Consider the following 20,958-nt stretch of genomic DNA (forward strand, 5'->3'; position numbering starts at 1 on the left):
GCGACCTGAGTTTATTGATCGCTCTTGATATTTCCTTGGTGTTGGTGGTCGTCGACGACGTCCGTGGCGTCGTTCCGGCGTCGATTCCTGAGCTCGGGCGGAGTAAGTTCCAAGGGCGGCAAGCCGAGGGCCTTCCGCTTGCGGGAGGAGCGGAGGTTTGCGTAGACCAAATAGAAGAAGAAGCTCAGTGACGGGACCAGCATGACAACGATCCACGGGAGGTTTCCCACGTGCGCCCCCTTTCAGTGAAGAGTTGGACGAAGGTCGGAAGTCGAGCCGTCCTCTAGGCCGGCGCTAACGGTGTGCTGCGCGCTAAGCCTCTCGCCGTCGGCGATTTCTTCTTCTTCGTGTTTCTCGAGTTTCGCGCTGCGCTTGGTTCCGCGGGGTGGGAGCTGGATGGTTTCTTCGGCGTCGATTCCTGCCTGCAGTTCCCGCCCGCGTTCCATTTCGGCGTCGAATTCTGCACCGAACAGGAGGGACATGTTCAATATCCATAACCACAGGAGCATCACGATGACGCCGCCTATTGCACCGTAGGTCTTGTTGTAGTTGCTGAAGTTGGCCACGTAGAAGCCAAAGCCCAGCGATGCCAGGATGAATGCAAGCAAAGCGATGAAGGAGCCGATGCTCATCCAACGGAACCGCGGCTGCTTCACGTTAGGGGTGACGTAGTACAAGACCGCGATGATCAAGACGACCAACAGGACGACGACGGGCCATTTTGCGATGCTCCAGACCGTCAGGAGGTCCCCGCCAAGGTTGACTGCCCTGCCCGCGGCGTCGGCGATGGGTCCGCTGAGCACGAGCATGCCGGCGATCAGGGCCACGAGCATCACCGCGAAGACGGTGACACCGAGCATGGTTGCCCGGAGTTTGATGAATCCGCGCCCTTCGTCCACTTCGTAGACGCGGTTCATGGCCCTGCTGAAGGCTCCCACGTATCCGGACGCCGACCACAGGGCGGCGACGAGACCAAGTACCAGGGCGAAGCCGGCCGACGTCGAGGTGGTGAGCTCTTCGATGGGCTGGCGGATGGTGTCGATGGTGGATCCCGGGGCGATGCCTTGGAGAAGGTCCAGGAGGGCGGAGATGCTATTTCCTGCCTGCCCGAAAATACCGAGCAGGGAGACGAGCGCAAGCAGCGCGGGGAAAAGGGAAAGCACCGCGTAGTAGGTCAGCCCCGCGGCGGCGTCCGGGCACTGATCCTTGCCGAACTCACGGAAGGTCCTCTTGGCTATGTAGGTCCAGGTTGGCCTGGCGATCTCGGTGGGCCTGTCCGGTTTTCGGGCATCATCCGCATCCGGGGCTGTGGCTGCCTTGGCCTTGCTGCTGTCGGCGGGGTTCTTCGTCGTCATGGATGTCCCTTATTCAAAGCGGGCTCGAGGCGTGCCGTCCTTCATTGATGTATTGGCCGGACAGCACGCCTCCGTCTGGATCAGGCGGGCTCGATCCGGTCCCTGGCCGCGATGGTGGTGTCGGTGACGTCGGAGACGGCGGTTTGGGATTCGTCCTTAACGTTTTCGACTGCCTCGGTGGCCGCGGACTTCACGTTTTCCAGCGCTTCCTGGGCCGGTTCCTGGAGATCCCGGGCCACGTCCTGAGCCGCGGCGGCAAGTTCGGTGGTCAGCGGTTCGGCCGCGTCCTTCAGGGCCGCCGATGCCTCCTTTTCCTTCTCGCTTGCCGGGATCAGGGAGGCCACCAGCAGACCGGCCCCGAAGGCTATCAGCCCGGCAGCCAGCGGGTTGCCTTGCGTTTTGCTGGCGAGGCGGTGGGGGACGTCGCCGATCGCCGCGCCGGCGTCGTCGATTGCTGATCGCCCGCCCTCCGCAACATCATCAGCGGTACCCATGATGTTCTCCTTCACGCCGAAGACGGCATCTTTGACTTTCTCGGTTTGGCGTCGGACCACGTGCGACGGCGTCACCTTGTCGGCCACTGCGTCAACGTTGGTGCCAAGGCGCCGCCGGGTTTCCTCTATCTCGGAACGGATATCATCCGGGTTTTCACTCATCGTTGCTCCTCGCGTGGTTTGAGCGTTTCTGGGATTTCCTGGATTGTTGCGGCCGTCTGGGGCATGCCTTTGACGGCTTTGAGTTCCTTCCGGCCTATCGACGCCAGGACAGCGGCCACGATCGCCCAGAGGACAGCCACGACGACGGCGGACCAGCCCAGGCCCATCAGCTCGCCCAGAGCGTACCAAAGGGCGAGGGAAAGGAAGAGGAGCACAAAATGCCCGGCAACGCCGGCGCCTGCCACCATTCCGGCGCCCTTGCCCGCCTGTGCCGTGGACTGCTTCAGTTCAGCTTTGGCCAGTTCCACTTCCTGGCGCATCAGTGTGGAAATGTCCCGCGTGACCTCTCCGAGAAGGTCTCCCAGCGATGTCGAGTCCGCTTTGGCTTGCGCGGGCGTCGGTGGAATGTGGCTCTCGGTCATCGCGACTCACCGCTCGTGGGCTCGACGCCGGGCCCGTTCCCGCCGTCGGCCGCGTCATTCCCTGCCACGGGAGCCGGAGACCCGAGACGGTGCGAGCGGTCACGGGTGAAGGGGTCCTCGTCTATCCCGCCGTTGGGCCAGGGATCGGCTTCCGGTTCGGTGACCGGCGCGGATTGAGGCAGGGTGGCCGGCGCGCCGGCGGGTGCGACGGTCCCGTGGCCCGGGCCGGTGTCGGGGTTCGAGTATCCAGCGGTCGTGGTGGTGGGGCCGGGGAGCTGGACCGGGGGAGGGGGTACTGTCATCCCTGGTCCGGGGACGAAAGGCTTGGCCTCGTGTGCGGGTTGGATGGGGGCACGTGCCGGGGCCGATCCTTGCGGGGAGCCGTCGGCGCCGGCGCTCAGTCCACGGCTCAGTCGGCCGGCGAGGATGCCTGCTCCGGCGGCCAGGAGGAGAAACGCGCCAGGACGCTGCCGCGCGAAGGTCTTCACTTCGGCCAGGAGGGAGCCCGGATCCCGGTCCTCCAGCCATGTCGCCACGGATGAAGACCGTTCGGCGGCTTGCCGCACCAAATCCGTTGCAACGCCGGGTTGCTCCGAGGCGGTGGCCATGGATTGCAGTTCCTCCGAGATGGACCGAAGGCCTGCGGCCACTTTTTGCTGCTGCTTTCCGGCTTGGTCCGTCAGGTCCAGCCTGGCCTGGTCCAGCAGCTCCCTTGCGCTCGAGTTCACTTCAGAAGCAACGTTCGCGACTTCGGATTTCGCGGTTTCGACCACGTTCTTCGCAGAGTCCTCGGCCTGCGCAGCCACGTTCCCTGCTTCGTTTTTGATGGTTTCCGTCGACGGCATGCGGTTGTTCTGGTTATGCGGCGGGGGTACGTGCTTACCCCCTGGTTGCTCGGTGGCCGGCGGGGGCGTGTAATTCCCGTCCCATTGGTTCTCTGTCATCTTCGCTCTCTTTCCAAGAAGGTCTGCTGCGGATCAAGAACCAGAAATACTGGCAGTTAAGATAGTAAGCATGCTTAGCTTCCGAGCGGAACCCCCTGTCCGCCAATCCGGCGGGGAGAAGTCCGCGAACCGAACGGGGAATGGTCCGGGTCGGACGATACTTCCTGCGGCGACTATCGCGACGCGTCGTCCGTTGGCGTGCCCGGGGCCGCTCCACTGGTGAGTTCCTCGCTATCGTTCCGGTGTGCAAGTATTCCAATGGAGCTGGCGTCCAGTCGGTGGAGGAGTGCTCTTGGCCCCGAATAGACCTCGACCGCTCCTGCTTCGAAAAGCTCGGCTGCACTGATCCCGCCGCACGTGAGGCCGATGGTTTCGATGCCGAGCCGGGCCGCAGCCTTGACATCCCAGACGGAATCGCCGACAAATGCCACATCTGCTGCGTTTAGATGCAGCTTTTCAAGTGCGGCCAGAAGAATGTCGGGGGAGGGCTTGCTCTCAGTAGCGTCGGCTGAACTTGTCGCACAGTCGATCCAGGGTTCGGCGTCGAGAATGCTTCGGAGCACCCGAAGATCCTGCTCGCGTGCCGAGGAGGCCAACGCCACGGCCAATCCTGATTCCGCACACGATTGCAGGAGGGCCCTTGCCGAGTCGAAGGGCCGGATAGCGGGCCAGAAGGTCGAGAATATTGAGCCGTGGGCTCGCTCGACTGTAGCGCGGAAATCCCGATCGGAATCCTCCGGGAGCAGCCGTTCAAGCAGTTTGTCTCCGCCCATGCCGATGTGGCGGTGGATTAATGCCATGGGCACATCCAGTTCCTGTTGCCGGAAGGCCTGCCACCACGCCAATGTGTGGAAATAGGTGGAATCAACCAGGGTTCCGTCCACGTCGAACAGGACCCCGACGTCTTTAGCGCTCTTCGATTGGTCATTCATGAGTGGCAACCTTCCTATGGCTGCTCGCGCCGCGGGCCACGAGGAGATTCCGGGCAACGCTTCCGTAGGTGGGCGGTCCTTGTCCGTCCGGCCCTCGGAGTGCAGAAGAATATGGTAAGTATACTTACCGAAATGAACGCCCGACGTCTTTTTGCGAAGGCCGCGCAGATCACCAGGAATGGTGCCAGCCCGGGCCCTTCACGGTAGAAACAGGTAGCCGGTACTCAGGCGGCGGACCGTGTCCACGGCTTACGATCGGCACGAGGGTGATTTCCTTGGAAGATGCTCTCGGCGGTAGCTGCGCCAATGCCCGGCAAGGGTGACACCGGGCATTGGCGCGTTTCCTTGCCCTGGGCCGGTGCTCTCGGTTCTTCGGCACCCGTTCCGCGCAGCCTCGCGGCCCCCGCTGCGGTGGGCGCATTCATCGCTCCATACTGCCCTACTTGCCGTGCCGCAGGTGCTATGTGTCCGGGCTTAGTCGCTGCTGTTGAGGATGTAGTCCACTGCGGCTGGTCCTGTCATGCGCAAGCCTTGGAAGATGCCCTTCTTGCCTTTGCCGTTCTTTTCCGTCTGGAGGCCCGCGATCCGGAGGGCCGTGCGGAAGGCATGGTCGGGGAGGGGGACTTTGCGGTTCAGGGAGCACCAGCTGACGTAGAGCCCGTAAAACGTGTCGGCGTTGAGTCCTGAATCGTTCGTGTCATCTTTGATGATGCAGTCCTCGAGGAACTGGCTGATCTGTGGAGGGGGCATGGTGTACTCCGGGTAATTGATTTGGTAGTCCGGATATTATCTATCGGAGCCCGGACCATGGCAGGAGGCTTCTGGCTAGTCCGGGCACGGTATTCAGTGCTGGGTTCACAGATGAATTCCTTGGAGCGGCGCTGTTCCTTGCCCCAGCGCTTTTCGAAGCGTTCTTGGGACGCGCGCGTCAATTGACTGTCGTGTGGGTGCAGGTACTCATGGGGCTCCTTGCGATTGCGTGGTTGGTTTTCGGCCCTCAACGCCTAATCCGCAGGATCAGGGCGTAGCGGCTGGGGATATGAAGCTGCCGGCCCGGCGACCTCAGGGACCGTCCGGAGGGCGGCTCCCAGATGACCGGTCCGATCAGCAGCGACGCGGCGGGAAGCAACTGCCCTGGGATACGCACGGAGGCGGCGTCGGGCCGCTGCGGCTTGGCGTTCGCGGCTGGACGCGGGTGCTCCCGGTCATAGGCCGCCCGCTTTTCCGGGTTGCCGAGGATGGCGTAGGCGGCCATGATGTCCTGGAGCTCTTCCTGTAATTGCTGTTCCGCCAGGCTGGGGTGTTCACGGGGTGCATGGGCCGCCCGGGTGTCGGGGTGCAGGCCGCGCATGAGGGTGCGGTAGGMGCGGGTTACCTCGCGGGCCGTGGCGGTGGGGGCGATATGCAGGATGCCRTAAAGGTCGGGGCGGTTGTTCCTCATCGTTGGCGTGTTYTGTGTCTTAGATGCGGGGTGTTCTCGTGGGAGGTGGATGGTCCCCGGCCGGTTCGGCCGGGGACCATCGTTGCGGGAGTCATCCCCGGGGCCTCATCCATCCGTGCGCTGCTCGCGCTGTGGCGTGGTCTGTGAACCCGACCGCCCTCTTYACATGGTGGGCCGCTGTGGTGCTCCCGGTCCGTGAGGCTGCGCCGGTGGTYAGGCGTTGATCTCCTGGCGCTGTTGTCCGGTGGTTTCGATTTCGATGCGGCGCGGCTTTGCTTTCTCCGCSACCGGAATGCGCAGGGTCAGGACGCCGGCGTCGTAGTTCGCYTTGACACCGTCGGTGTCCAGTGCGTCGCCGAGRATGAGTTGTCGGCTGAAGACGCCGCGSGGGCGTTCGGAGGCAATCAGTTCCGTGCCCTCGCCGACGGGGTCCGGGCGCTCGGCCTTGACGGTCAGSACGTTGCGTTCGACGTCGATGTCCACCGAGTCCACGTTGACTCCGGGCAGATCGAAGGCGACCACGAAGTCCTCGCCTTCCCGCCAGGCGTCCATCGGCATGGCCGCCGGCCGGGTTGTSGTGCCGAGTACTTGTTCGGCGAGCCGGTCGAATTCACGGAAGGGGTCCGTTCGCATCAGCATGGTGTGTCACTCCTTGCAGATCGCAGCTTTTTTGTTGTCAACCCAGCCGATCTATGGTGGCTGGTATATATTTCTTATAGCACTGCGCAGGGGTCGGGGCAAGCCTGATTTTCGACGGATTTYGGAGGTGCCCGATGGGACAGACCGACGATCGGGGGAGGGGCGTGTAYGCGATTTCCGTTGCCGCCGAGCTGGTGGGAACGGGGCAACAGAACCTGCGCCTCTATGAACGCAAAGGCTTGTTGGAACCGGGCAGGACCCTGGGCGGGACCCGCCAGTACAGCGAGAACGATCTCGTGACATTGCGGCGGATTGGTGAGCTGCTGGAGCTGGGGCTGAACCTTGCCGGCGTCCGGATGGTCCTGGTCCTCGAAGCCGACAACCGGCGCCTCGAGGCGGAACTCAGGTCCGCGAACACTCCACGGGACACCGCCCGGCCCCGGTCATGATGAGCATGCAATAACGGAGAGGGCGCCGCGCCCCATGCTGTCTCCATGGTGGTCCCTCGCTGAACCTCGGGAGCAAAAGGACCCGGTCCGGTTCCGGGAACGTGATAAGGGTACACCCGGTGAACGGTGAACGGTGAAGAACAGGGGCCGACCGCCGCGGTTGGGCGGTCAGCCCGTGGCTACCGGTGAACCCGAAACAGGCCTGTTTGCTCGACCGCGGCCCACCGTGAAGGACGATGCGATGAAAAGCCCGCGCGAGACTGACGCGGCTCTAGCGTAGGGGTTTCCCGTCGACGGATTCCCGCACGGCGGCCATCACTGCCTTCTCTTTCATCAAGGAGGAGGCCAGCCGGCGGACTCTCGCCCAGGTCTGGTCATTTGGGGACGGATGCCACGGCCCCATCGGGCGAAGACAGTGCGGCTCGGCCGCCTCCTTGCTCTGATGGCCGATGGTGGTCCCTCGTCCGGTCTCGGTCATTGAAGCCGAAGAAAGACGGTCTGGAACATCCCGCCCGAAAGACAGGACAGTCCTCCCCAATCGACGGATGGACCGGTCCGGCCGATGATCCTGGTGGCGGTGACGGACGCGCTCGATGATGAGAAGCAATTATGATTGCCTACTCCGCAGTAGCACTTGTCCTGTGTGCATCTCCGAGGTAATAGTCAGTGCAGAGGTTAGGCAGAGGCCTTCGGATAGTTTGGCGTGCCGGTGCGGAGAGAGAGTCCGGGCCGGTTTCCTGGAAGGCTGGCAAGAAATGCGGATAGGACTGGTTGCAGGACCATGGATTCCCGTTCCCCCGGTGACCTATGGCGGCACCGAACGTGTCGTGGACCTGCTGGCGCGGGGGTTTGCCAAGGCTGGGCATGAGGTGTTGTTGGCAGCGTCCTCGGACAGTCGGTGCCCCGTCCGCCGGGTGCCGGGGATGAGAACCTCGAACCCGAAGGAGCTTGGCTTCACCCTCTCCGAGCTCAGCCACGTGGTCAGGGCTTACGAGGGGCTCGGGGAGGTGGACATCATCCATGACCACACGCTGGCCGGCACCCTGTACTGCGGGCGACCGCCGGGTGTGCCCGTGGTGACGACGATCCACGGCCTACTCACCCCGGCGGCCCAGGAGGTTTACCGGGCGATCGGAGGAAGCGCCTCAATCATCGCGATCTCCCGGGATCAGGCTTCGCGGTCGCCCGGTGTGCCGGTCTGTGCAGTGATCCACCACGGCATCGATCTCTCCTCCGTGCCCGTAGGCACCGGCCAAGGCGGCTACCTTTGTTTCGTGGGGCGGATGAGCCCGGACAAGGGGGTCCTGGAAGCCATCAAGATCGCCCGTCAGGCGGGGGTGCCGCTTCGTATCGCGGCCAAGATGCGCGCCCCGGAGGAGATCAAGTACTTCGAGGAAGTCATCAAACCGATCCTCGGTTCCAACGAGGACTTCACCGGCGAAGCTGACGACGCCGAAAAATACCACCTCATGGGCGAAGCGCTCGCGTTCCTCAACCCGATCCATTGGGCCGAGCCCTTCGGTCTGGTCATGATTGAAGCTCTCGCCACCGGGACACCGGTGTTGGGAACGCCGTTCGGTTCGGCGCCGGAAATCGTAACCCATGGAATAACCGGTTACCTTGCCTCCATCGATGATCTCGCGGCCATGATCCCGGCGGCAGCGGGCCTGAGCCGTGCGCAGTGCCGAGCTCAGGTGGAGCAGCGATTCAGCGCGGAGCGCATGGTGGCTGACCATTTGCGGCTGTTCGCCGAGCTCATCGAGGATCAGCGCGGGGGCCGGGTTCCGGATTCGGTCCCATCGAGCCAAAATCTATAAGTCAATCGATTCTCCGGCCCTGATCACCCTCTGCCGTACTTGTCCCTTAGTAAATGCTTTGGCCGAGTATCGCCGCTTGGATCGCTACGGTTTCACGCCGCCGGGCCATCGCCAAGGCCGGGGCTCCGACCCACGGGTGCAGGAGGTTCTGGGAAAGCGGACTTTCCGTTCAGACGTATTGGCCTCCGCATGATTGGATGACCGCTCGTCGTCGCGCGATTACCTGAAAAGAGCAGACAGCTCATGATGCCGTCGGAGCGGAACAGGCGTTCTTTCCACCTGCGGCAGTTCCCTTTCCGTCTAGGCGGCAGACCCTTCCGGACAGGAAGCCAACCGCTACCTATACGCCGGAGCCAACCCCATCAATTTTCACGATGCCACTGGTTTGTTTGGAATCGACGACTTGGTTGGTCCCTTGGTCGGCACTGATGTAGTTAGTGCAGGGATCCTTGCCGGCGTACCTCTCGTAACGGGTTTGGCCGGCGCAATCGGGTTGGGAATACTGGCTGGCGGATTAGGGAACGCGATTGGTGCCGGAGTAGGAGCCTCACTCAACGGAGAAAGTCCAGCGCAAGTGTCCGACGCGACTTTCAATGGTTTAGGATCAGGAGCAGTTCTTGGGGCAATCGGCGGGTTGGCCGGCCAAGTCGGAGGCCTATTTGGAAAGGTCCTTGGTTGATGCTGGCATTGGCATTAGTCCGACGAGACCAAGAAGGAAACCTTGACCAGAAGAGCGCGAAAAGTCACCATTCTATTCTTCTTGATACTAACCGTTGCCTTTACAGGGGTAGCACTCCGAGAATCCCCGCAGCCGTCGGCGTGGGTTTACGGGGTTCTAGCCGCGATGTTTGCCGCCGCTGGAATTTGGTCTTGGCGGGTCCTAAAGAACACGCCCGAGGACGCTGACGAATGACATTTGGCCTCATGAGCCGATGTCAACCGCAGCACTCCGGCCGCGGGATCGATAATTGCAACCACGGCGACTGACGACGGCACTCGGGAAGACTCTTCTGATTCCCGGCGGACCGAGAAGTCTGCGATCCACAAAGGAGCGATAATGATCCGAGTTCGAGCAGGATCAGATTTCCTCTTCAGGCTCCACGGAATTCCGCTCGGTACTCGGACTTTGCCGGTGGTCCTGCCCAACAACAGGACCGTCTTCGAAGAGCCTGTCCCGGGGCGGCTCTGGCACACGAGACCGGAAGGGTGAAACCTCTGCTGCAGCCGGACCCCTGACACAGAGCTTGCTTCGAGCTGGTCGCCTCGGCGGTTCGGGGTTGACTTGGTGCAGTGAAGGCCCGGGGCCCACCAATATTCGGGTTTGAACGCGGTGACATCCTGCCCGCCTGTACTGGGGGAAGCAGTGAAAGCTCGACCCGACCTTTGCTGGCAATCTTTGAATGGTCTTCACAGACTTGTTCGAACTCCACATCCGGTGCAAGCAGGCGCACTGGAACATAGCGGGACGCAGTGGTTCGCTGGATAGGAAAGCGTCCCGTCATTACATAGGGCGATTGCACCTCCTTCCGGCGCCGACGTTGGTTCGGCGGTGCGGGGGTACTGGTGCCGCAGGGGAGTGGCATATCAGCTTGCGGAAGTTCCCTCGTTTCGCGCAGTTCGAGGAATTTCCTCGCTTCAGGCACGGCGTCGAAAGCGTCAGGCAAATCGACGACACCACCGTGCATTTCACCACCGACATCGCGGGAGTCCGGCGCGAGTTCGACGCCAGGATCACCGCCCAGATCCCCGATGACACCATCAGCTGGGAAGCACAGACGGCCCGCATAATTCGGGAAGCATCTCGTTCCGGCCCCTGAGCCCCACCGAGACCCGGATCACGGTCAACATGACCTGGGAACCACGGACGACGCTTGAGCACCTCGGCGCGTCTACACGCCTCGATGACCGGCAAGTCAAGAAGGACCTGGAACACTTCAAGGAGTTCATCGAAGGCCGAGAAGTCGAAACCGGCGCCTGGCGAGGAAGCATCACAGACGGCGAAGTCGAATAGTAGGCTCTTCTCACTCCCTGGCCCGAGGATCGTCCGCTATGGACCGCTAATGGATCCATTCGTCGCCGGCAAGCATGAGTCAAAACCAACTATCCGAAGAACCGATACCGGTTGCCCGGCGAGCCCTTCACTCCCCATGGCCGCAGCGTCCCGAAATCGACGACCCAACAAACGCAGGCGATCTACTTTCCGGCGAGTTCGGTGTGGAGCTTTTGGACGCGGGCCTTGATGTCGTCGCGGACCAGGCGCATGCGTTCCATGCCTTCGATGCCGCGGTTCGAGGGCTCGTCGGTTTCCCAGACCTCGAACCGGGCCGTGCCGTGGGGTTCGAGTTTGGCTTCGGTGCCGAGCACAACGACGACGTCCACGGACTCGAGGACCTCGTCAGTGACTGGTTTGGGGTGCTCGCCCGTGACGTCGATGCCGAGCTCGTTCAAAGACTCAACGGATTCCGGGTTCAAGGACCTTCCTGGTTTGGTTCCGGCGGAGTAGACCGCCACGGCGTCTCCGGCCAGGTCCCGCATGAGCCCGGCGGCGAGCTGGACTTGCCGCCGTTCTTGCTGCAGACAAACAGGACGGCAAAGGTCTTGGGTGTCTCGGTCATGCGGGGGGTTCTTCCTTCTGTTCCGTGGCCAGGAGCGAGGCCACGAGGGTTTTGACGCGGTCGTGGATTTCGTCGCGGATTGCCCCGACGGTCTCCAGTGACTGGCATGCGGGGTCGGTAAGTTCCGAGTCTTCGGGACGCTTGCCTGCGTAGATCGGGCCGGAGTCCCGCCCATGGTGATCACTCCCTGATCCCCGGCGCCCTGGACCAAGTTGCGGGCATCCTGACCAAACTATGACACCGATGGCTCACCTCGAAGGCCCTAAGAATGTTCGTCTTCCCTCCCGCTGCCATTGGATGTCGGCGTCGTTCTGATACGGGGACCTACGCTGGGCATGAGGGGCTGGAGCGCAACTTGGGGAACCGGGCGTGATTCAAAAATTCGCGAGGAAATAAGCGACGTAGGAGCGCCGAACGAAATTTTGAGTCACGTGCGGCGCATCGCGCCCTGGTTGCGCGCAGGCGCCGCCCAGCGATGATGTGGTGTCAGAACGACAAACAGCAAAGATGCAGGATCTAGTCTTCCAGATGCGAGGACAACCACGAGTTGAAGTCGCTCCGGCTCATCCGTAGGTGTCGGCCGATCCGGTAGGCGCGAGGACCAATGTGCTTCACCCGCCACTGGTAGGAGGTCTGCTCAGGAATGTGTAACTCGGCACAAATGTCCCTCGGGCTCAGCCATTGTTCTTCGGCCGTTTCCAGCGTTTCCAGCGTTTCACTGCGTTCTGGCGTCGTTGTCATTGGTGTCCCCGTATTGTCCGCGGTTGGTCGCCGGCGGAAGCGCCAGCTGTGTTCCTACTTCATGGGGCGCGAGAAGGAGACGGCATGACGGGGGCTGGTGAAGCTGGCCGCCAAGCCTCGTATACTACGGGTCCAAAGGCCAGCCAGAATCCTGCGGCAGCATCTGTGGAAGCGCCGATTCGCCCACCGTTTACCCACCGGAAACAACGAAGCGTAATGAAAAATGATGAGCACCTAAAACGCCCATTTGGGCCATTTTGCCGCGGAATCTAGGCATTTTTGGCATCCACCGAATACTGATGAAAAACGCGAAATCATTATCCTAAGGTCCTCGGTTCAAGTCCGAGTAGCCCTACCCGAAATGTGCCCCTGACCTGCAGAAATACTGGGAAGGGGCACTCTCGTTTTGGAGATCTAAGGTAGCCATCCGGTCGGAATCGCTCCCGACTCCGGCTGAAAGCCTCCAACAGGGACGTGGGTCATCCTTGAATCCAGCCCTTGTGTGACTAGCGACGCTGGTGTAGATATCAGATCGGAGGGCAGTCATGGACATTGGGCGGGTAATCGAGCAATACCACTCGGGACTACACGTATTTGCCGAGGGCGATCCGGAGCCCATCAAGGCAATGTACGCGCGGAGCGAGGACGTGCTTCTAGCGAATCCCTTCGGCGGCTCTTCGCGCGGCTGGGATGCGGTTTCACAGGCGCTGGACTTCGCTTCATCAAACTTCCGCGATGGCAGGCCAGTTCGGTTTGAGGAAGTTTCGCGTTACGTCGGCGCAGATCTTGTCACGCTGTTCGAGCACGAGCATTGGGAGACCAAGGTGGGCGGTCGCGACGAACCGTCGCCCTTCGACTTGCGCGTTACGACCACTTTTCGGTTGGAAGGCGACGGATGGCAAGTGGTCAGTCGCCACGCCGACCCGTTGATGGCACGGCATCCCGACGGACCGATCCGCCCCACGAAGTGAGTTTTGCGATCCACGAAGGCGCAGCCGCGCCGCGCGTGAGGATCTGATCGGACTGTTCCCGCCGATGCTTTGATTCGCGGGCCAGGACGCGACCAACGAATCCGACTTTCGTTGACGAGGCTAAGGGCCTTCGGTTTTCGGGACCGATACGGCTGGACCAACGATGCAGCACCAGGGCGCTAGCTCGGCCCCGGCCATACGGCCGTCGGTGTGCCCCCGCAGCTGAAAAGCCGGGGGGCGCACCTTTTGGTGTCTGTGAACGATCAGGAGACCTGGAGGCCGCCGTTGATGTCGTACGTTGCTGCGGTGATGTAGCCCGCGTCCGCACCGAGGAGGAAACTCATCAGTGCGGCTACTTCTTCGCGGGTGCCCACTCGGCCCATCATGATCCCCTGGGACATTTCCGCTTTGCGTTCCTCGGTGAGGGTGCCGCCCATGATGTCCGAATGGGCGCAGGTCCGGGGTCAATAGTGGAAATTGGGCAACAGTTTGGTCCTCCAGGCCGGATGAGGTGGCATGCCGCCCTCTGTTGACTTACCGTTGACTTATCGATCGCAAGCGCTTGCGAACCAATCTTTGCGGACGTTAGGCTGATCACATGACTGTTTCCGTCCAGGCTGTCGCCGACCGCGCTGGCGTCTCGATTTCCACGGTGTCCCGAGCCCTGCGCGGGGTCCCCGGCATTTCGGAGACAACGTGCAAGCGTGTGCGGGATGCCGCTGTGGAGTTGGGGTATGTCGCGTCGCCGAGTGCGTCCCGCCTCGCGACGGGGCGCACGCGCACCGTCGCCGTCGTCGTCCCTCTTCTCACGAAGTGGTTTTTCGCCGAGGTTATTGCTGCCGCCGGGCGGGTGCTGAGCCGCGAAGGCTATGACGTCCTGTTGACTGAGCTGTCCACCGTCGAGCTGCGGGCCGGCTTCTTCGCGAGCCCGCGCCTGCACGGGCGCTCCGATGGTGCGCTCGTCGTAGCCCTTCAACTCGGGTCGGAGGAGCTCGCGTCGCTCAAGGCGCAGGGGCAGGTCCTCGCGCTTGTCGGTTCGGAGAGTGCGGGCGCGTCCTCCGTCCAGGTGGAGGACCGGATCGGCGGACGCGCCGCGGCGCGTCATCTGATCAATCTCGGTCATGAGCGCATCGCCTTCGTCGGCCTGCGTGCCGGTCCAGGTTCGACCCTCGGCGGCGTGCCGCCGGCCGAGCGGCTCCTCGGCTACCGAGAGGCACTGGCCGAGGCGGGCCTTCCCCCGGATCCGGGCCTTGAGCACGTCGTGGAGAACACGGTCGACGCCGGTGCGGCCGCCATGGCCGCACTGCTCACCGCGGAGGAACCGCCGACGGCGCTTGTCGCGGCGTCGGACGAGATCGCCTTCGGGGCAATGGCCACGCTCCGCGGGGCCGGGCTCAGCGTCCCGGACGATTTCTCCATCGTCGGCTACGACAACCACGAGCTCGCGGGCGTCGTGGGTCTCACGACGATGGACCACGGCGTCGCCGAGCAAGGTCGCCTCGCAGCCGAAGCGCTGGTTGCGGCCCTGGCGGGGGCCCCGGCCGCCGTCGGGCGCATCGAGCCCAGTCTCGTGGTGCGCGGCTCGACCGCACCGCCCCGCCGCCTCCGGGCGGGCTCCCGCTGACCTTTCACAATCCACCCAAACGAACAAGGAATCCCATGGAATACCGCAAGCTCGGAAACTCCGGCATGTACGTCAGCGAGATCGCGTACGGCAACTGGACCACGCACGGCGAACAGATCGACCAGGAAGCGGCCACGGCCTGCGTCCGGACGGCCCTGGACCTCGGGATCACGACCTTCGACACCGCCGACGCTTACGCGGGCACGCGCGCCGAGACCGCCCTCGGCGAGGCCCTCGACGGTGTCCGGCGTGAAGGCCTGGAGATCTTCACCAAGGTCTACTTCCCGATCGGCCAGCCCGGCAAGAACGATCGGGGCCTGTCCCGCAAGCACATCATGGAGTCCATCAACGGCTCCCTGCGCCGCCTCCGGACCGACTACGTGGACCTGTACCAGGCCCACCGCTACGACTACGAAACCCCGCTCGAAGAGACCATGCAGGCGTTCGCTGACATCGTGCGTGCCGGCAAGGCCCACTACATCGGCGTCTCCGAATGGACTCCGGAGGAGATCCGCAGGGGCGCCGCCCTCGCCAAGGAGCTCGGTATCCACCTCGTCTCGAACCAGCCCCAGTACAACATGCTCTGGCGCGTCATCGAGCCGGAAGTCGTTCCGCTAAGCGAAGAACTCGGCCTGAGCCAGATCGTCTGGTCCCCGCTCGCCCAGGGCGTCCTGACCGGCAAATACGCCCCGGGCGCCGCGGCTCCCACGGCGTCGCGCTTCACCTCCGACGGCGGCGCGTTCAAGACCGAGCACCGCTACATGCAGCAACCTGTGCTCGAAGCTGTCCAGGCCTTGCGCCCGCTCGCGAACCAGGCTGGCCTGTCAATGGCCGCGTTCGCTGTGGCCTGGGTCCTGCAGAACACGAACGTCTCCGCCGCCATCGTCGGAGCCTCCCGTCCCGAGCAGCTCAAGGACAACGCGACCGCCGCCGGCGTCGTCCTGGACCCCGGGCTTCTCGCCAAGGCCGACGAGGTCCTCGGCGACCTCGTCGAGCGCGACCCGTCCAAGGTCGAGTCCTTCCTCGAACGCCCCTGAATCAACGCCCCGCATCGACTTCTTCAAGGAATCCCCAGTGATCTTCATCGTCGTCAAATTCAAGACCAAGCCCGAATTCACCGCGCAATGGCCGGAGATCGTGGCCGACTTCACCGCCGCGACACGTGCCGAGGAGGGCAACCTCTGGTTCGAGTGGTCTCGCTCCCTCGATGACCCCTCCACGTACGTGCTGGTCGAAGCCTTCCAGGACGGCGCCGCCGAAGCGCACGTCAACGCCCCGCACTTCGCCGCCGGCCTGACGGCCATGCAGCCCGCCCTCGCCGAGACCCCGAAGATCATCAGCCGCCAGCTCGACGGCGCCGGCTGGGACAGCATGGGCGAACTCCGGGTCGACACGGTCGGCGCAGGGCTGTGAACCGGCGCGCTATCGGCGCCGTTCCGGTCAGCGCCATCGGTCTGGGCGCCATGCCCATGTCGCTCGAGGGCCGTTCGGAAAATATCCTCTCCGTCATTCCCGCCGGTCCTGCGGCCGGGACCACGGCGTCACCGGCCGGGCCTGCAGGAGGCCGTCGACGGTCAGGTCCACCCTTTCATTGAAGAAGCTCAGCAGTCCGTGGATCTGCGCGGCGTCGCGGAAACGCGTGTCGTAGCTCCAGGCCACATTCCTGCCGTCCTCGCTGCCGGGGTAGCTCCAGTAACGGGCTTCGCCCTTGTAGGGGCACACGGTCCTCTTGGGGCTCTCCTCCATGAGGTCGAGCCGCACGTCCCCGGGCGGGATGTAGTAGCGGACGGGAAGCAGTGTCTCGTACAGGAGTTGCGCACCGTTCGTTTTGGCGAGCGTGACGCCGTCGAGGGAGACCTCCACGGCCAGGGAGGAGGCCCGGATGTCCACGCGGTGGAAGGGGTCGCGGGGGTGGCCGATGATCTCCTCGTCGTCTTCGCGCCATTGAAAGGCGGCGAAATCCAACACGACATACCCGGCAAGGTCGGGGTCGTCCGGACGGAACGCTGCCCCTGGCGCCGTCGTCGTCCCTGTCACGACGTCGAGCTGTTCGCCGGGGGTGGTGTGCCGGCCGAACCCGGTGCGCGGATCCAGCGACGTCGGTGAGCCTGCCGACAGCCTGACGCCGAGCTCCGGGACATCGGCCGCAGGGCCGCCGGCTCTGAGCTCTGCCAGCAGTTCGGCCTGCGGCACCGCATAAATCGGGGTAATGCGCTTCGGCTCCCAGACCAGCCACGCGTGCAGGGTGTCGACGACAGTGTTCCCGCCCAGGGTCGCGAGGATTCGTTTGGCGGTGGGTTCGTAGCGCAGCTCCGGGAAGGTCCCGAGGATCACTCCGGATAGTTTGGTGGCCATGCTTCAAGCGTGAGCGCAGGGCCATGCGGGGTCAATGTCCTCGTGAGCCGATGGTAGAGGAGTTCACTGCCAGCCAGTTCACGCCGCCGTCAAGCCAAGCCGGGACGCCGAAAATCAGGGGCCGACGTCGTACATTTCGTAGTCGTCGGTGGTGATGGTGCCATTGGCTTGGATGTTCAGGCCCCAACTGATCCCCGAGGCGCCGGCCGGCAGGGGAGGCGTGGTCCAGGTGATTTGGGTCCAGTTCGCCGCGGCCAGGACCAACGGGCTCGCGGTCCAGTACTTCCAATACCCGTTACCGACGCGGTAATAGAGTTCAAACTGGGTTGGCGCGGTGGATTTGAACCAGGCCTTCAGCTGATATCGATGTCCGGGTGTCCCGGTCGGCGAGCAACCGCCCAGGTCCAGGGCGGGAAGAAGTTTCGCGTCCCCTGACGAACGCCCGGTCAGCGTGAGTTGTTCGGCGTAGGCGCCGGTGTGGCCGGGCGAGACGACGGCGAAGGCGGGGGTGTTGGTCCCGTACCCGCCTGCGGCCCAGCACAGCGGAATCGTGTTGACCAGGGTCTCCAAGCCGGGGTTTTGAATCATGTTCGTCCCCGGAGGGGGTGGCGGAGGTACGGCAGGGCCCTGAACAGCGGGCTGCTGGGTCCCGCCGATGACCTGGTCCACCGTCTTAACGGCGACGGTACCGGCGGTCTTTTGCTGTGCCAGCCAGGTGGCGAACTGGTTGAACAAGGCCGGGGTGATCGTCAGCGTGGGATCCGTGCCGACGGCGATGTGGTGGAAGGTCAGTTGGACCCACCCGCCACCGGTCGTTTGGGCGTGTGTCACCTGGTTCTCCAGATTCTGCAGGGTCCAGGTGCTGTCCACCTCATCCGGTGCCGCAGTGACGTAGGGATTCGCCGGCGGGATGGTGTCTGCTGCGGGAAGGGTCGCCGAGGCCGGGTCCTTGCTGGAAGTGTCGCCCAGGCCGCGGGCGCTGTTGAATCCGCACTGTTTCACCAGGGCCTCCGTGGCGGGGTCTTCGGAAGCGAAGGGATAGGCGAAGCTGGTGACTTTGAAGCCCATGTTCATCAGTGCCACGCGCCCGTTGCAGATCTGCCGTGTCGACTCGGCGGGGGTCAGGGACACAAGATCCGGGTGGGTGACGGTGTGGCCGCCGATTTCATTGCCGTCGGCGGCGATCTGCTGGAGGTTGGCAGTGGTGAGGTAGGTGGGCTGGTCGATCCACCCGGTGGTGATGAAAAACGTGCCGACCAGGCCCAGGCTCCTGAGCGTGGCTTCGGCCGTCAACTGGTCCGCGTTGCCGTCATCGAACGTTAGCGAGACCACCGTGTTTGCCGCGGCATGCGCCGGCGCGGCGAACCCCACTCCGGCCAGCAGGCCGGCAACAATCAGCGCCGTGCTGCCAAAAGCGGTCCAGCGTTTGCGAAAGTGGTTAACGATCCGGATTCCGGAGACGCCGGGCCCTGCGCGGCTCTCGAGCGGCGATACAGTTGCCCCCTGTTGCTTATCCGTGGCACCCATGGTCAACTCCTCCCCAGCCTGGGTAATGCACCAGACGCCGAGTGATCCTTCGTTGATTTCCAAGAAGGTGCCGCTCGAAGAGGGAGTCCGATCTGGGTTCCGGCGGGCGGCACCCGGTTGTGATTTGCTCACACACGCGTACTTTCGAGGCTACGGCCAACAGGTAGCCGCAAAAACGAGTGGTCAACACTCGTTCTTTTTGCCGCTCCCTTAGGTAGCGGGCCTGATGTAGCTAATTAGCTCTGTGGCTCGTTTTCCACGAACGTTCCGGGCGGCATCCAGGCGCCGAACACGGGGCCTGGATCCGGCCGCTTTGCGTGCCGCCCGTCGTCGGAGACTCTTTGCTTGAGTCGTTGCAGGACCCATGGGAAAAGGTGCTCCCGTGCCCAGATAATGTCATCGGTCCGTGCTTCACGCCACGTGCGCCCGGGTAGGTCTTTCGGTGTCATCGGTTCCAAAGTGTGGGGGACGTTGAGGGTATCGAGCACCATGATGGCGATGGTGTGCTGGCCCAGGGGAGAAAAGTGCAGCCGGTCCGGATCCCACATTCGAGGGTGGGTGAGTTGACGCAGGGCCCAAAGATCAGCGATTACCGCGTCGTGGCGCGCGGCGATGGTGCGCAGGTTCTCGTTGAAGATGGCTACCTTGGCGCGGGTGTGTCCCAGCACGGGCGTATCGCCCCAGTCCGGTCCGGCGAACAGCACAACCGTTGCACCGGTAGAGGCGAGGAGTTGCACGCCGGCGTCCATCCGGGCGGCGAGTTTGTCGGGATCGCTTCTGCGGAAGATCAGGTCATTGCCCCCGGCATTGAGAGTGATCAGATCCGGTTGCAGGGCCAGGGCGGGGACGATCTGCTCATCCAGGATCTGATGGAGCAGCCGTCCTCGGACTGCCAGATTCGCGTAAGCGAAGTCGTCGTGGCCGGCACTCAGTTCTTCCGCGACCCGGTCCGCCCAGCCTCGCAAGCCCCCCGGGCTGCGAGGCTCCGGATCTCCTACCCCTTCGGTGAACGAATCACCCAGGGCCACGTAACGGCTCCACGGGTGCAGGCGGGCCCCGGAACCAACGGAGCCTCCCTGCGCCGGACTTTCGGCGCTGGGAGCGTTCATCCCTCCATACTGCTCCTACCGGGCCTAACGCGCCACGGCTATGCAAGACGCACACCGTCAAGAGGGGTGCACCCGTTGCTTGTGGCGGGACCGTCGTTGCTGTAAGTTACTCACCAGTAACTTACGTGAAGGAGTGCCATGTCCAAGGCAGCAATCGACCTAGAGAATCTCCCGTACGCCGACGGTGACTTCTATGGCTTTGAGCAATTGCTCACGGGCAAGGAGCAGGACCGGCTGGCGGAGATCCGCACCTTCCTTTCCCGTGAGGTCAAGCCGATTGCCGTCGATTGCTGGAACCGCGGGGAATTCCCCATGGCCCTGATTCCCAAGCTTGCTGAGATTGACCTGGTCAGTCCGGTGAGGCGGCAAGGCTATTCCAACGTATTCGCCGGCCTTGTCCATGCAGAGGCAACCCGCGCCGATGCTTCAATTGCCACGTTCATGGGCGTCCACGACGGCTTGTTCACCGGTTCCATCGAGGCGTTGGCATCTCAGGAGCAACAGGACGCCTGGCTGCCGGACATATACTCCCTCAAGAAAATCGGAGCCTTTGGGCTGACCGAGCCATTGGGTGGCTCGGACGTCGCAGGCGGCACGCGGACCACCGCGCGCCGCGACGGCGACCACTGGATCCTCAACGGGGCCAAGCGGTGGATCGGCAACGCCACCTTCTCGGACTGGGTTGTGATCTTCGCCCGCGACCTCGACGACAATCAGGTCAAGGGCTTCCTGGTGGATACGAGCCTCCCTGGATTCAAGGCCAGCAAGATCGAGAACAAGATCTCGCTGCGGACCGTCCAGAATGCTGACATCACCCTCGAAAACGTGGTGGTCCCGGACTTCTTCAAGCTGGCCAATGCCAACAGTTTCAGGGACACCAACAAAGTCCTCAAAGTCACACGGCTTTCGGTCGCGTGGCAGGCTGTGGGCCAGCAGCTTGCCGCGTTCGACGTTGCCCGCCGCTACGCGGTTGAGCGGATGCAGTTCGGGAGGCCCTTGGCATCGTTCCAATTGGTGCAGCAACAACTCGTTCAGATTCTGGGCAACACAGTCAGCTCCATGGGCATGATGGTCCGCCTCGCCCAGCTTGAGGATGCCGGGGTAGCCAAGGATGAGCAATCCGCGCTGGCGAAAGCCTTCACCACGGCCCGCATGCGCGAAAGTGTTGCCCTGGGCCGCGGCATCCTGGGCGGAAACGGCATTGTCACGGACTACGAGATGGCCAAGATCTTCGCCGACGCCGAGGCGATCTACTCCTACGAGGGAACCCACGAAATCAATACTCTTGTGACGGGGAGGGCGATCACGGGGATTTCCGCGATCGTCTAGCGACAGCACATCGTCCAGCGACAGCACATCAT

22 protein-coding genes and 2 pseudogenes are annotated in these 20,958 nt (G+C 63.3%); 9 read left to right on the plus strand and 15 right to left on the minus strand.

All coding sequences use genetic code 11. The features are described from left to right. Positions 1-11: 11 nt before the first annotated feature. The 9 genes from AC1DJB_RS21795 to AC1DJB_RS21835 all read right to left on the minus strand — a co-directional run bounded on the left by AC1DJB_RS21795 (position 12) and on the right by AC1DJB_RS21835 (position 6,389). The gene (locus AC1DJB_RS21795; RefSeq protein ID WP_441438335.1) at positions 12-230 is read right to left on the minus strand and encodes a hypothetical protein; all 219 of its coding nucleotides are present in this window, start codon (positions 228-230) and stop codon (positions 12-14) included. A 12-nt stretch (positions 231-242) separates the two neighbouring features. Continuing rightward, a complete protein-coding gene (locus tag AC1DJB_RS21800; protein WP_441438334.1) occupies positions 243-1,355 on the minus strand; it encodes a YihY/virulence factor BrkB family protein in 1,113 nt (370 codons plus the stop codon). Positions 1,356-1,435: 80 nt separating this feature from the next. Further along, entirely contained in the window at positions 1,436-2,011 is a 576-nt protein-coding gene (locus AC1DJB_RS21805) for a DUF3618 domain-containing protein (protein ID WP_284990539.1), read from the minus strand. Further along, positions 2,008-2,433 (minus strand): phage holin family protein, encoded by a 426-nt coding sequence (locus tag AC1DJB_RS21810; RefSeq protein ID WP_441438333.1) that lies wholly within the window; start codon positions 2,431-2,433, stop codon positions 2,008-2,010. Before AC1DJB_RS21810 ends, AC1DJB_RS21805 begins: the two co-directional genes overlap by 4 nt. Beyond that, on the minus strand, positions 2,430-3,377 hold the full coding sequence (locus AC1DJB_RS21815; protein WP_476910821.1) for a hypothetical protein: 948 nt from the start codon (positions 3,375-3,377) through the stop codon (positions 2,430-2,432). The genes AC1DJB_RS21810 and AC1DJB_RS21815 overlap by 4 nt, the downstream gene beginning before the upstream one ends. Positions 3,378-3,550: 173 nt before the next feature. Then, complete coding sequence (locus AC1DJB_RS21820; RefSeq protein ID WP_306961451.1) at positions 3,551-4,309, minus strand: HAD family hydrolase; 759 nt, start codon at positions 4,307-4,309, stop codon at positions 3,551-3,553. A 474-nt stretch (positions 4,310-4,783) separates the two neighbouring features. After that, positions 4,784-5,059: a hypothetical protein gene (locus AC1DJB_RS21825; protein WP_307053539.1), complete on the minus strand. Its 276-nt coding sequence runs from the start codon at positions 5,057-5,059 to the stop codon at positions 4,784-4,786. A 247-nt stretch (positions 5,060-5,306) separates the two neighbouring features. Next, entirely contained in the window at positions 5,307-5,750 is a 444-nt protein-coding gene (locus AC1DJB_RS21830; protein ID WP_476910822.1) for a J domain-containing protein, read from the minus strand. A 213-nt stretch (positions 5,751-5,963) separates the two neighbouring features. Beyond that, positions 5,964-6,389: an Hsp20/alpha crystallin family protein gene (locus AC1DJB_RS21835; protein ID WP_441438330.1), complete on the minus strand. Its 426-nt coding sequence runs from the start codon at positions 6,387-6,389 to the stop codon at positions 5,964-5,966. Positions 6,390-6,523: 134 nt separating this feature from the next. Between AC1DJB_RS21835 and AC1DJB_RS21840 the strand changes: the two genes are divergently transcribed. From AC1DJB_RS21840 to AC1DJB_RS21855, 4 genes are all read left to right on the plus strand, one after another. Beyond that, positions 6,524-6,838: a MerR family transcriptional regulator gene (locus AC1DJB_RS21840; protein WP_441438329.1), complete on the plus strand. Its 315-nt coding sequence runs from the start codon at positions 6,524-6,526 to the stop codon at positions 6,836-6,838. Positions 6,839-7,593: 755 nt separating this feature from the next. After that, the gene (locus AC1DJB_RS21845; protein ID WP_441438328.1) at positions 7,594-8,655 is read left to right on the plus strand and encodes a glycosyltransferase family 4 protein; all 1,062 of its coding nucleotides are present in this window, start codon (positions 7,594-7,596) and stop codon (positions 8,653-8,655) included. Between the two features lie 1,589 nt (positions 8,656-10,244). After that, complete coding sequence (locus AC1DJB_RS21850) at positions 10,245-10,472, plus strand: SRPBCC family protein (protein ID WP_441438327.1); 228 nt, start codon at positions 10,245-10,247, stop codon at positions 10,470-10,472. 29 nt (positions 10,473-10,501) lie between these two features. Next, positions 10,502-10,666, plus strand: coding sequence for a hypothetical protein (locus tag AC1DJB_RS21855; protein ID WP_441438326.1), 165 nt, complete (start codon positions 10,502-10,504; stop codon positions 10,664-10,666). A gap of 182 nt (positions 10,667-10,848) precedes the next feature. On the opposite strand, the pseudogene AC1DJB_RS21860 reads toward AC1DJB_RS21855, so the two are convergent. Together AC1DJB_RS21860 and AC1DJB_RS21865 are read right to left on the minus strand one after the other, a co-directional pair. Then, a pseudogene (locus tag AC1DJB_RS21860) lies at positions 10,849-11,270 on the minus strand (arsenate-mycothiol transferase ArsC). A 516-nt stretch (positions 11,271-11,786) separates the two neighbouring features. After that, a complete protein-coding gene (locus tag AC1DJB_RS21865) occupies positions 11,787-12,011 on the minus strand; it encodes a helix-turn-helix domain-containing protein (RefSeq protein ID WP_441438325.1) in 225 nt (74 codons plus the stop codon). A 545-nt stretch (positions 12,012-12,556) separates the two neighbouring features. Here AC1DJB_RS21865 and AC1DJB_RS21870 point away from each other — a divergent pair. Next, entirely contained in the window at positions 12,557-12,982 is a 426-nt protein-coding gene (locus AC1DJB_RS21870) for a YybH family protein (protein ID WP_059387857.1), read from the plus strand. A 263-nt stretch (positions 12,983-13,245) separates the two neighbouring features. Here AC1DJB_RS21870 and AC1DJB_RS21875 read toward each other — a convergent pair. After that, positions 13,246-13,451 (minus strand): annotated as a pseudogene (locus tag AC1DJB_RS21875) (SDR family oxidoreductase); the annotation flags it as partial. A gap of 129 nt (positions 13,452-13,580) precedes the next feature. Here AC1DJB_RS21875 and AC1DJB_RS21880 point away from each other — a divergent pair. From AC1DJB_RS21880 to AC1DJB_RS21890, 3 genes are read left to right on the plus strand one after another with little or no spacing between them, the layout of a single operon-like run. Continuing rightward, complete coding sequence (locus AC1DJB_RS21880; protein ID WP_441438324.1) at positions 13,581-14,606, plus strand: LacI family DNA-binding transcriptional regulator; 1,026 nt, start codon at positions 13,581-13,583, stop codon at positions 14,604-14,606. 35 nt (positions 14,607-14,641) lie between these two features. Beyond that, a complete protein-coding gene (locus AC1DJB_RS21885) occupies positions 14,642-15,643 on the plus strand; it encodes an aldo/keto reductase family protein (protein ID WP_441438323.1) in 1,002 nt (333 codons plus the stop codon). Between the two features lie 37 nt (positions 15,644-15,680). Next, positions 15,681-16,019 (plus strand): putative quinol monooxygenase, encoded by a 339-nt coding sequence (locus tag AC1DJB_RS21890; protein WP_306962763.1) that lies wholly within the window; start codon positions 15,681-15,683, stop codon positions 16,017-16,019. Between the two features lie 93 nt (positions 16,020-16,112). Here the strand turns inward: AC1DJB_RS21890 and AC1DJB_RS21895 are convergent, their stop codons facing one another. The 3 genes from AC1DJB_RS21895 to AC1DJB_RS21905 all read right to left on the minus strand — a co-directional run bounded on the left by AC1DJB_RS21895 (position 16,113) and on the right by AC1DJB_RS21905 (position 19,597). Next, entirely contained in the window at positions 16,113-16,961 is an 849-nt protein-coding gene (locus AC1DJB_RS21895) for a DUF427 domain-containing protein (protein ID WP_441438322.1), read from the minus strand. 114 nt (positions 16,962-17,075) lie between these two features. Next, positions 17,076-18,488 carry a polysaccharide deacetylase family protein gene (locus tag AC1DJB_RS21900; protein ID WP_306962766.1) on the minus strand — a complete coding sequence of 471 codons (1,413 nt, stop codon included), beginning with the start codon at positions 18,486-18,488 and terminating at the stop codon, positions 17,076-17,078. A gap of 236 nt (positions 18,489-18,724) precedes the next feature. Continuing rightward, positions 18,725-19,597, minus strand: coding sequence for an SGNH/GDSL hydrolase family protein (locus AC1DJB_RS21905; RefSeq protein WP_059387851.1), 873 nt, complete (start codon positions 19,595-19,597; stop codon positions 18,725-18,727). Positions 19,598-19,735: 138 nt separating this feature from the next. Between AC1DJB_RS21905 and AC1DJB_RS21910 the strand changes: the two genes are divergently transcribed. After that, a complete protein-coding gene (locus AC1DJB_RS21910) occupies positions 19,736-20,926 on the plus strand; it encodes an acyl-CoA dehydrogenase family protein (RefSeq protein ID WP_441438321.1) in 1,191 nt (396 codons plus the stop codon). The last annotated feature ends 32 nt before the right edge of the window (positions 20,927-20,958 follow it).

This window comes from Arthrobacter sp. 01T428 (assembly GCF_056398685.1).

Excerpts from the sequence above, each read along its gene's own strand:
- AC1DJB_RS21800 (WP_441438334.1), bottom strand. The coding sequence starts at position 1,355 with ATGACGACGAAGAACCCCGCCGACAGCAGCAAGGCCAAGGCAGCCACA.
- AC1DJB_RS21805 (WP_284990539.1), bottom strand. The coding sequence starts at position 2,011 with ATGAGTGAAAACCCGGATGATATCCGTTCCGAGATAGAGGAAACCCGG.
- AC1DJB_RS21810 (WP_441438333.1), bottom strand. The coding sequence starts at position 2,433 with ATGACCGAGAGCCACATTCCACCGACGCCCGCGCAAGCCAAAGCGGAC.
- AC1DJB_RS21815 (WP_476910821.1), bottom strand. The coding sequence starts at position 3,377 with ATGACAGAGAACCAATGGGACGGGAATTACACGCCCCCGCCGGCCACC.
- AC1DJB_RS21820 (WP_306961451.1), bottom strand. The coding sequence starts at position 4,309 with ATGAATGACCAATCGAAGAGCGCTAAAGACGTCGGGGTCCTGTTCGAC.
- AC1DJB_RS21825 (WP_307053539.1), bottom strand. The coding sequence starts at position 5,059 with ATGCCCCCTCCACAGATCAGCCAGTTCCTCGAGGACTGCATCATCAAA.
- AC1DJB_RS21845 (WP_441438328.1), top strand. The coding sequence starts at position 7,594 with ATGCGGATAGGACTGGTTGCAGGACCATGGATTCCCGTTCCCCCGGTG.
- AC1DJB_RS21855 (WP_441438326.1), top strand. The coding sequence starts at position 10,502 with ATGACCTGGGAACCACGGACGACGCTTGAGCACCTCGGCGCGTCTACA.
- AC1DJB_RS21865 (WP_441438325.1), bottom strand. The coding sequence starts at position 12,011 with ATGACAACGACGCCAGAACGCAGTGAAACGCTGGAAACGCTGGAAACG.
- AC1DJB_RS21870 (WP_059387857.1), top strand. The coding sequence starts at position 12,557 with ATGGACATTGGGCGGGTAATCGAGCAATACCACTCGGGACTACACGTA.
- AC1DJB_RS21880 (WP_441438324.1), top strand. The coding sequence starts at position 13,581 with ATGACTGTTTCCGTCCAGGCTGTCGCCGACCGCGCTGGCGTCTCGATT.
- AC1DJB_RS21885 (WP_441438323.1), top strand. The coding sequence starts at position 14,642 with ATGGAATACCGCAAGCTCGGAAACTCCGGCATGTACGTCAGCGAGATC.
- AC1DJB_RS21895 (WP_441438322.1), bottom strand. The coding sequence starts at position 16,961 with ATGGCCACCAAACTATCCGGAGTGATCCTCGGGACCTTCCCGGAGCTG.
- AC1DJB_RS21900 (WP_306962766.1), bottom strand. The coding sequence starts at position 18,488 with ATGGGTGCCACGGATAAGCAACAGGGGGCAACTGTATCGCCGCTCGAG.
- AC1DJB_RS21905 (WP_059387851.1), bottom strand. The coding sequence starts at position 19,597 with ATGAACGCTCCCAGCGCCGAAAGTCCGGCGCAGGGAGGCTCCGTTGGT.
- AC1DJB_RS21910 (WP_441438321.1), top strand. The coding sequence starts at position 19,736 with ATGTCCAAGGCAGCAATCGACCTAGAGAATCTCCCGTACGCCGACGGT.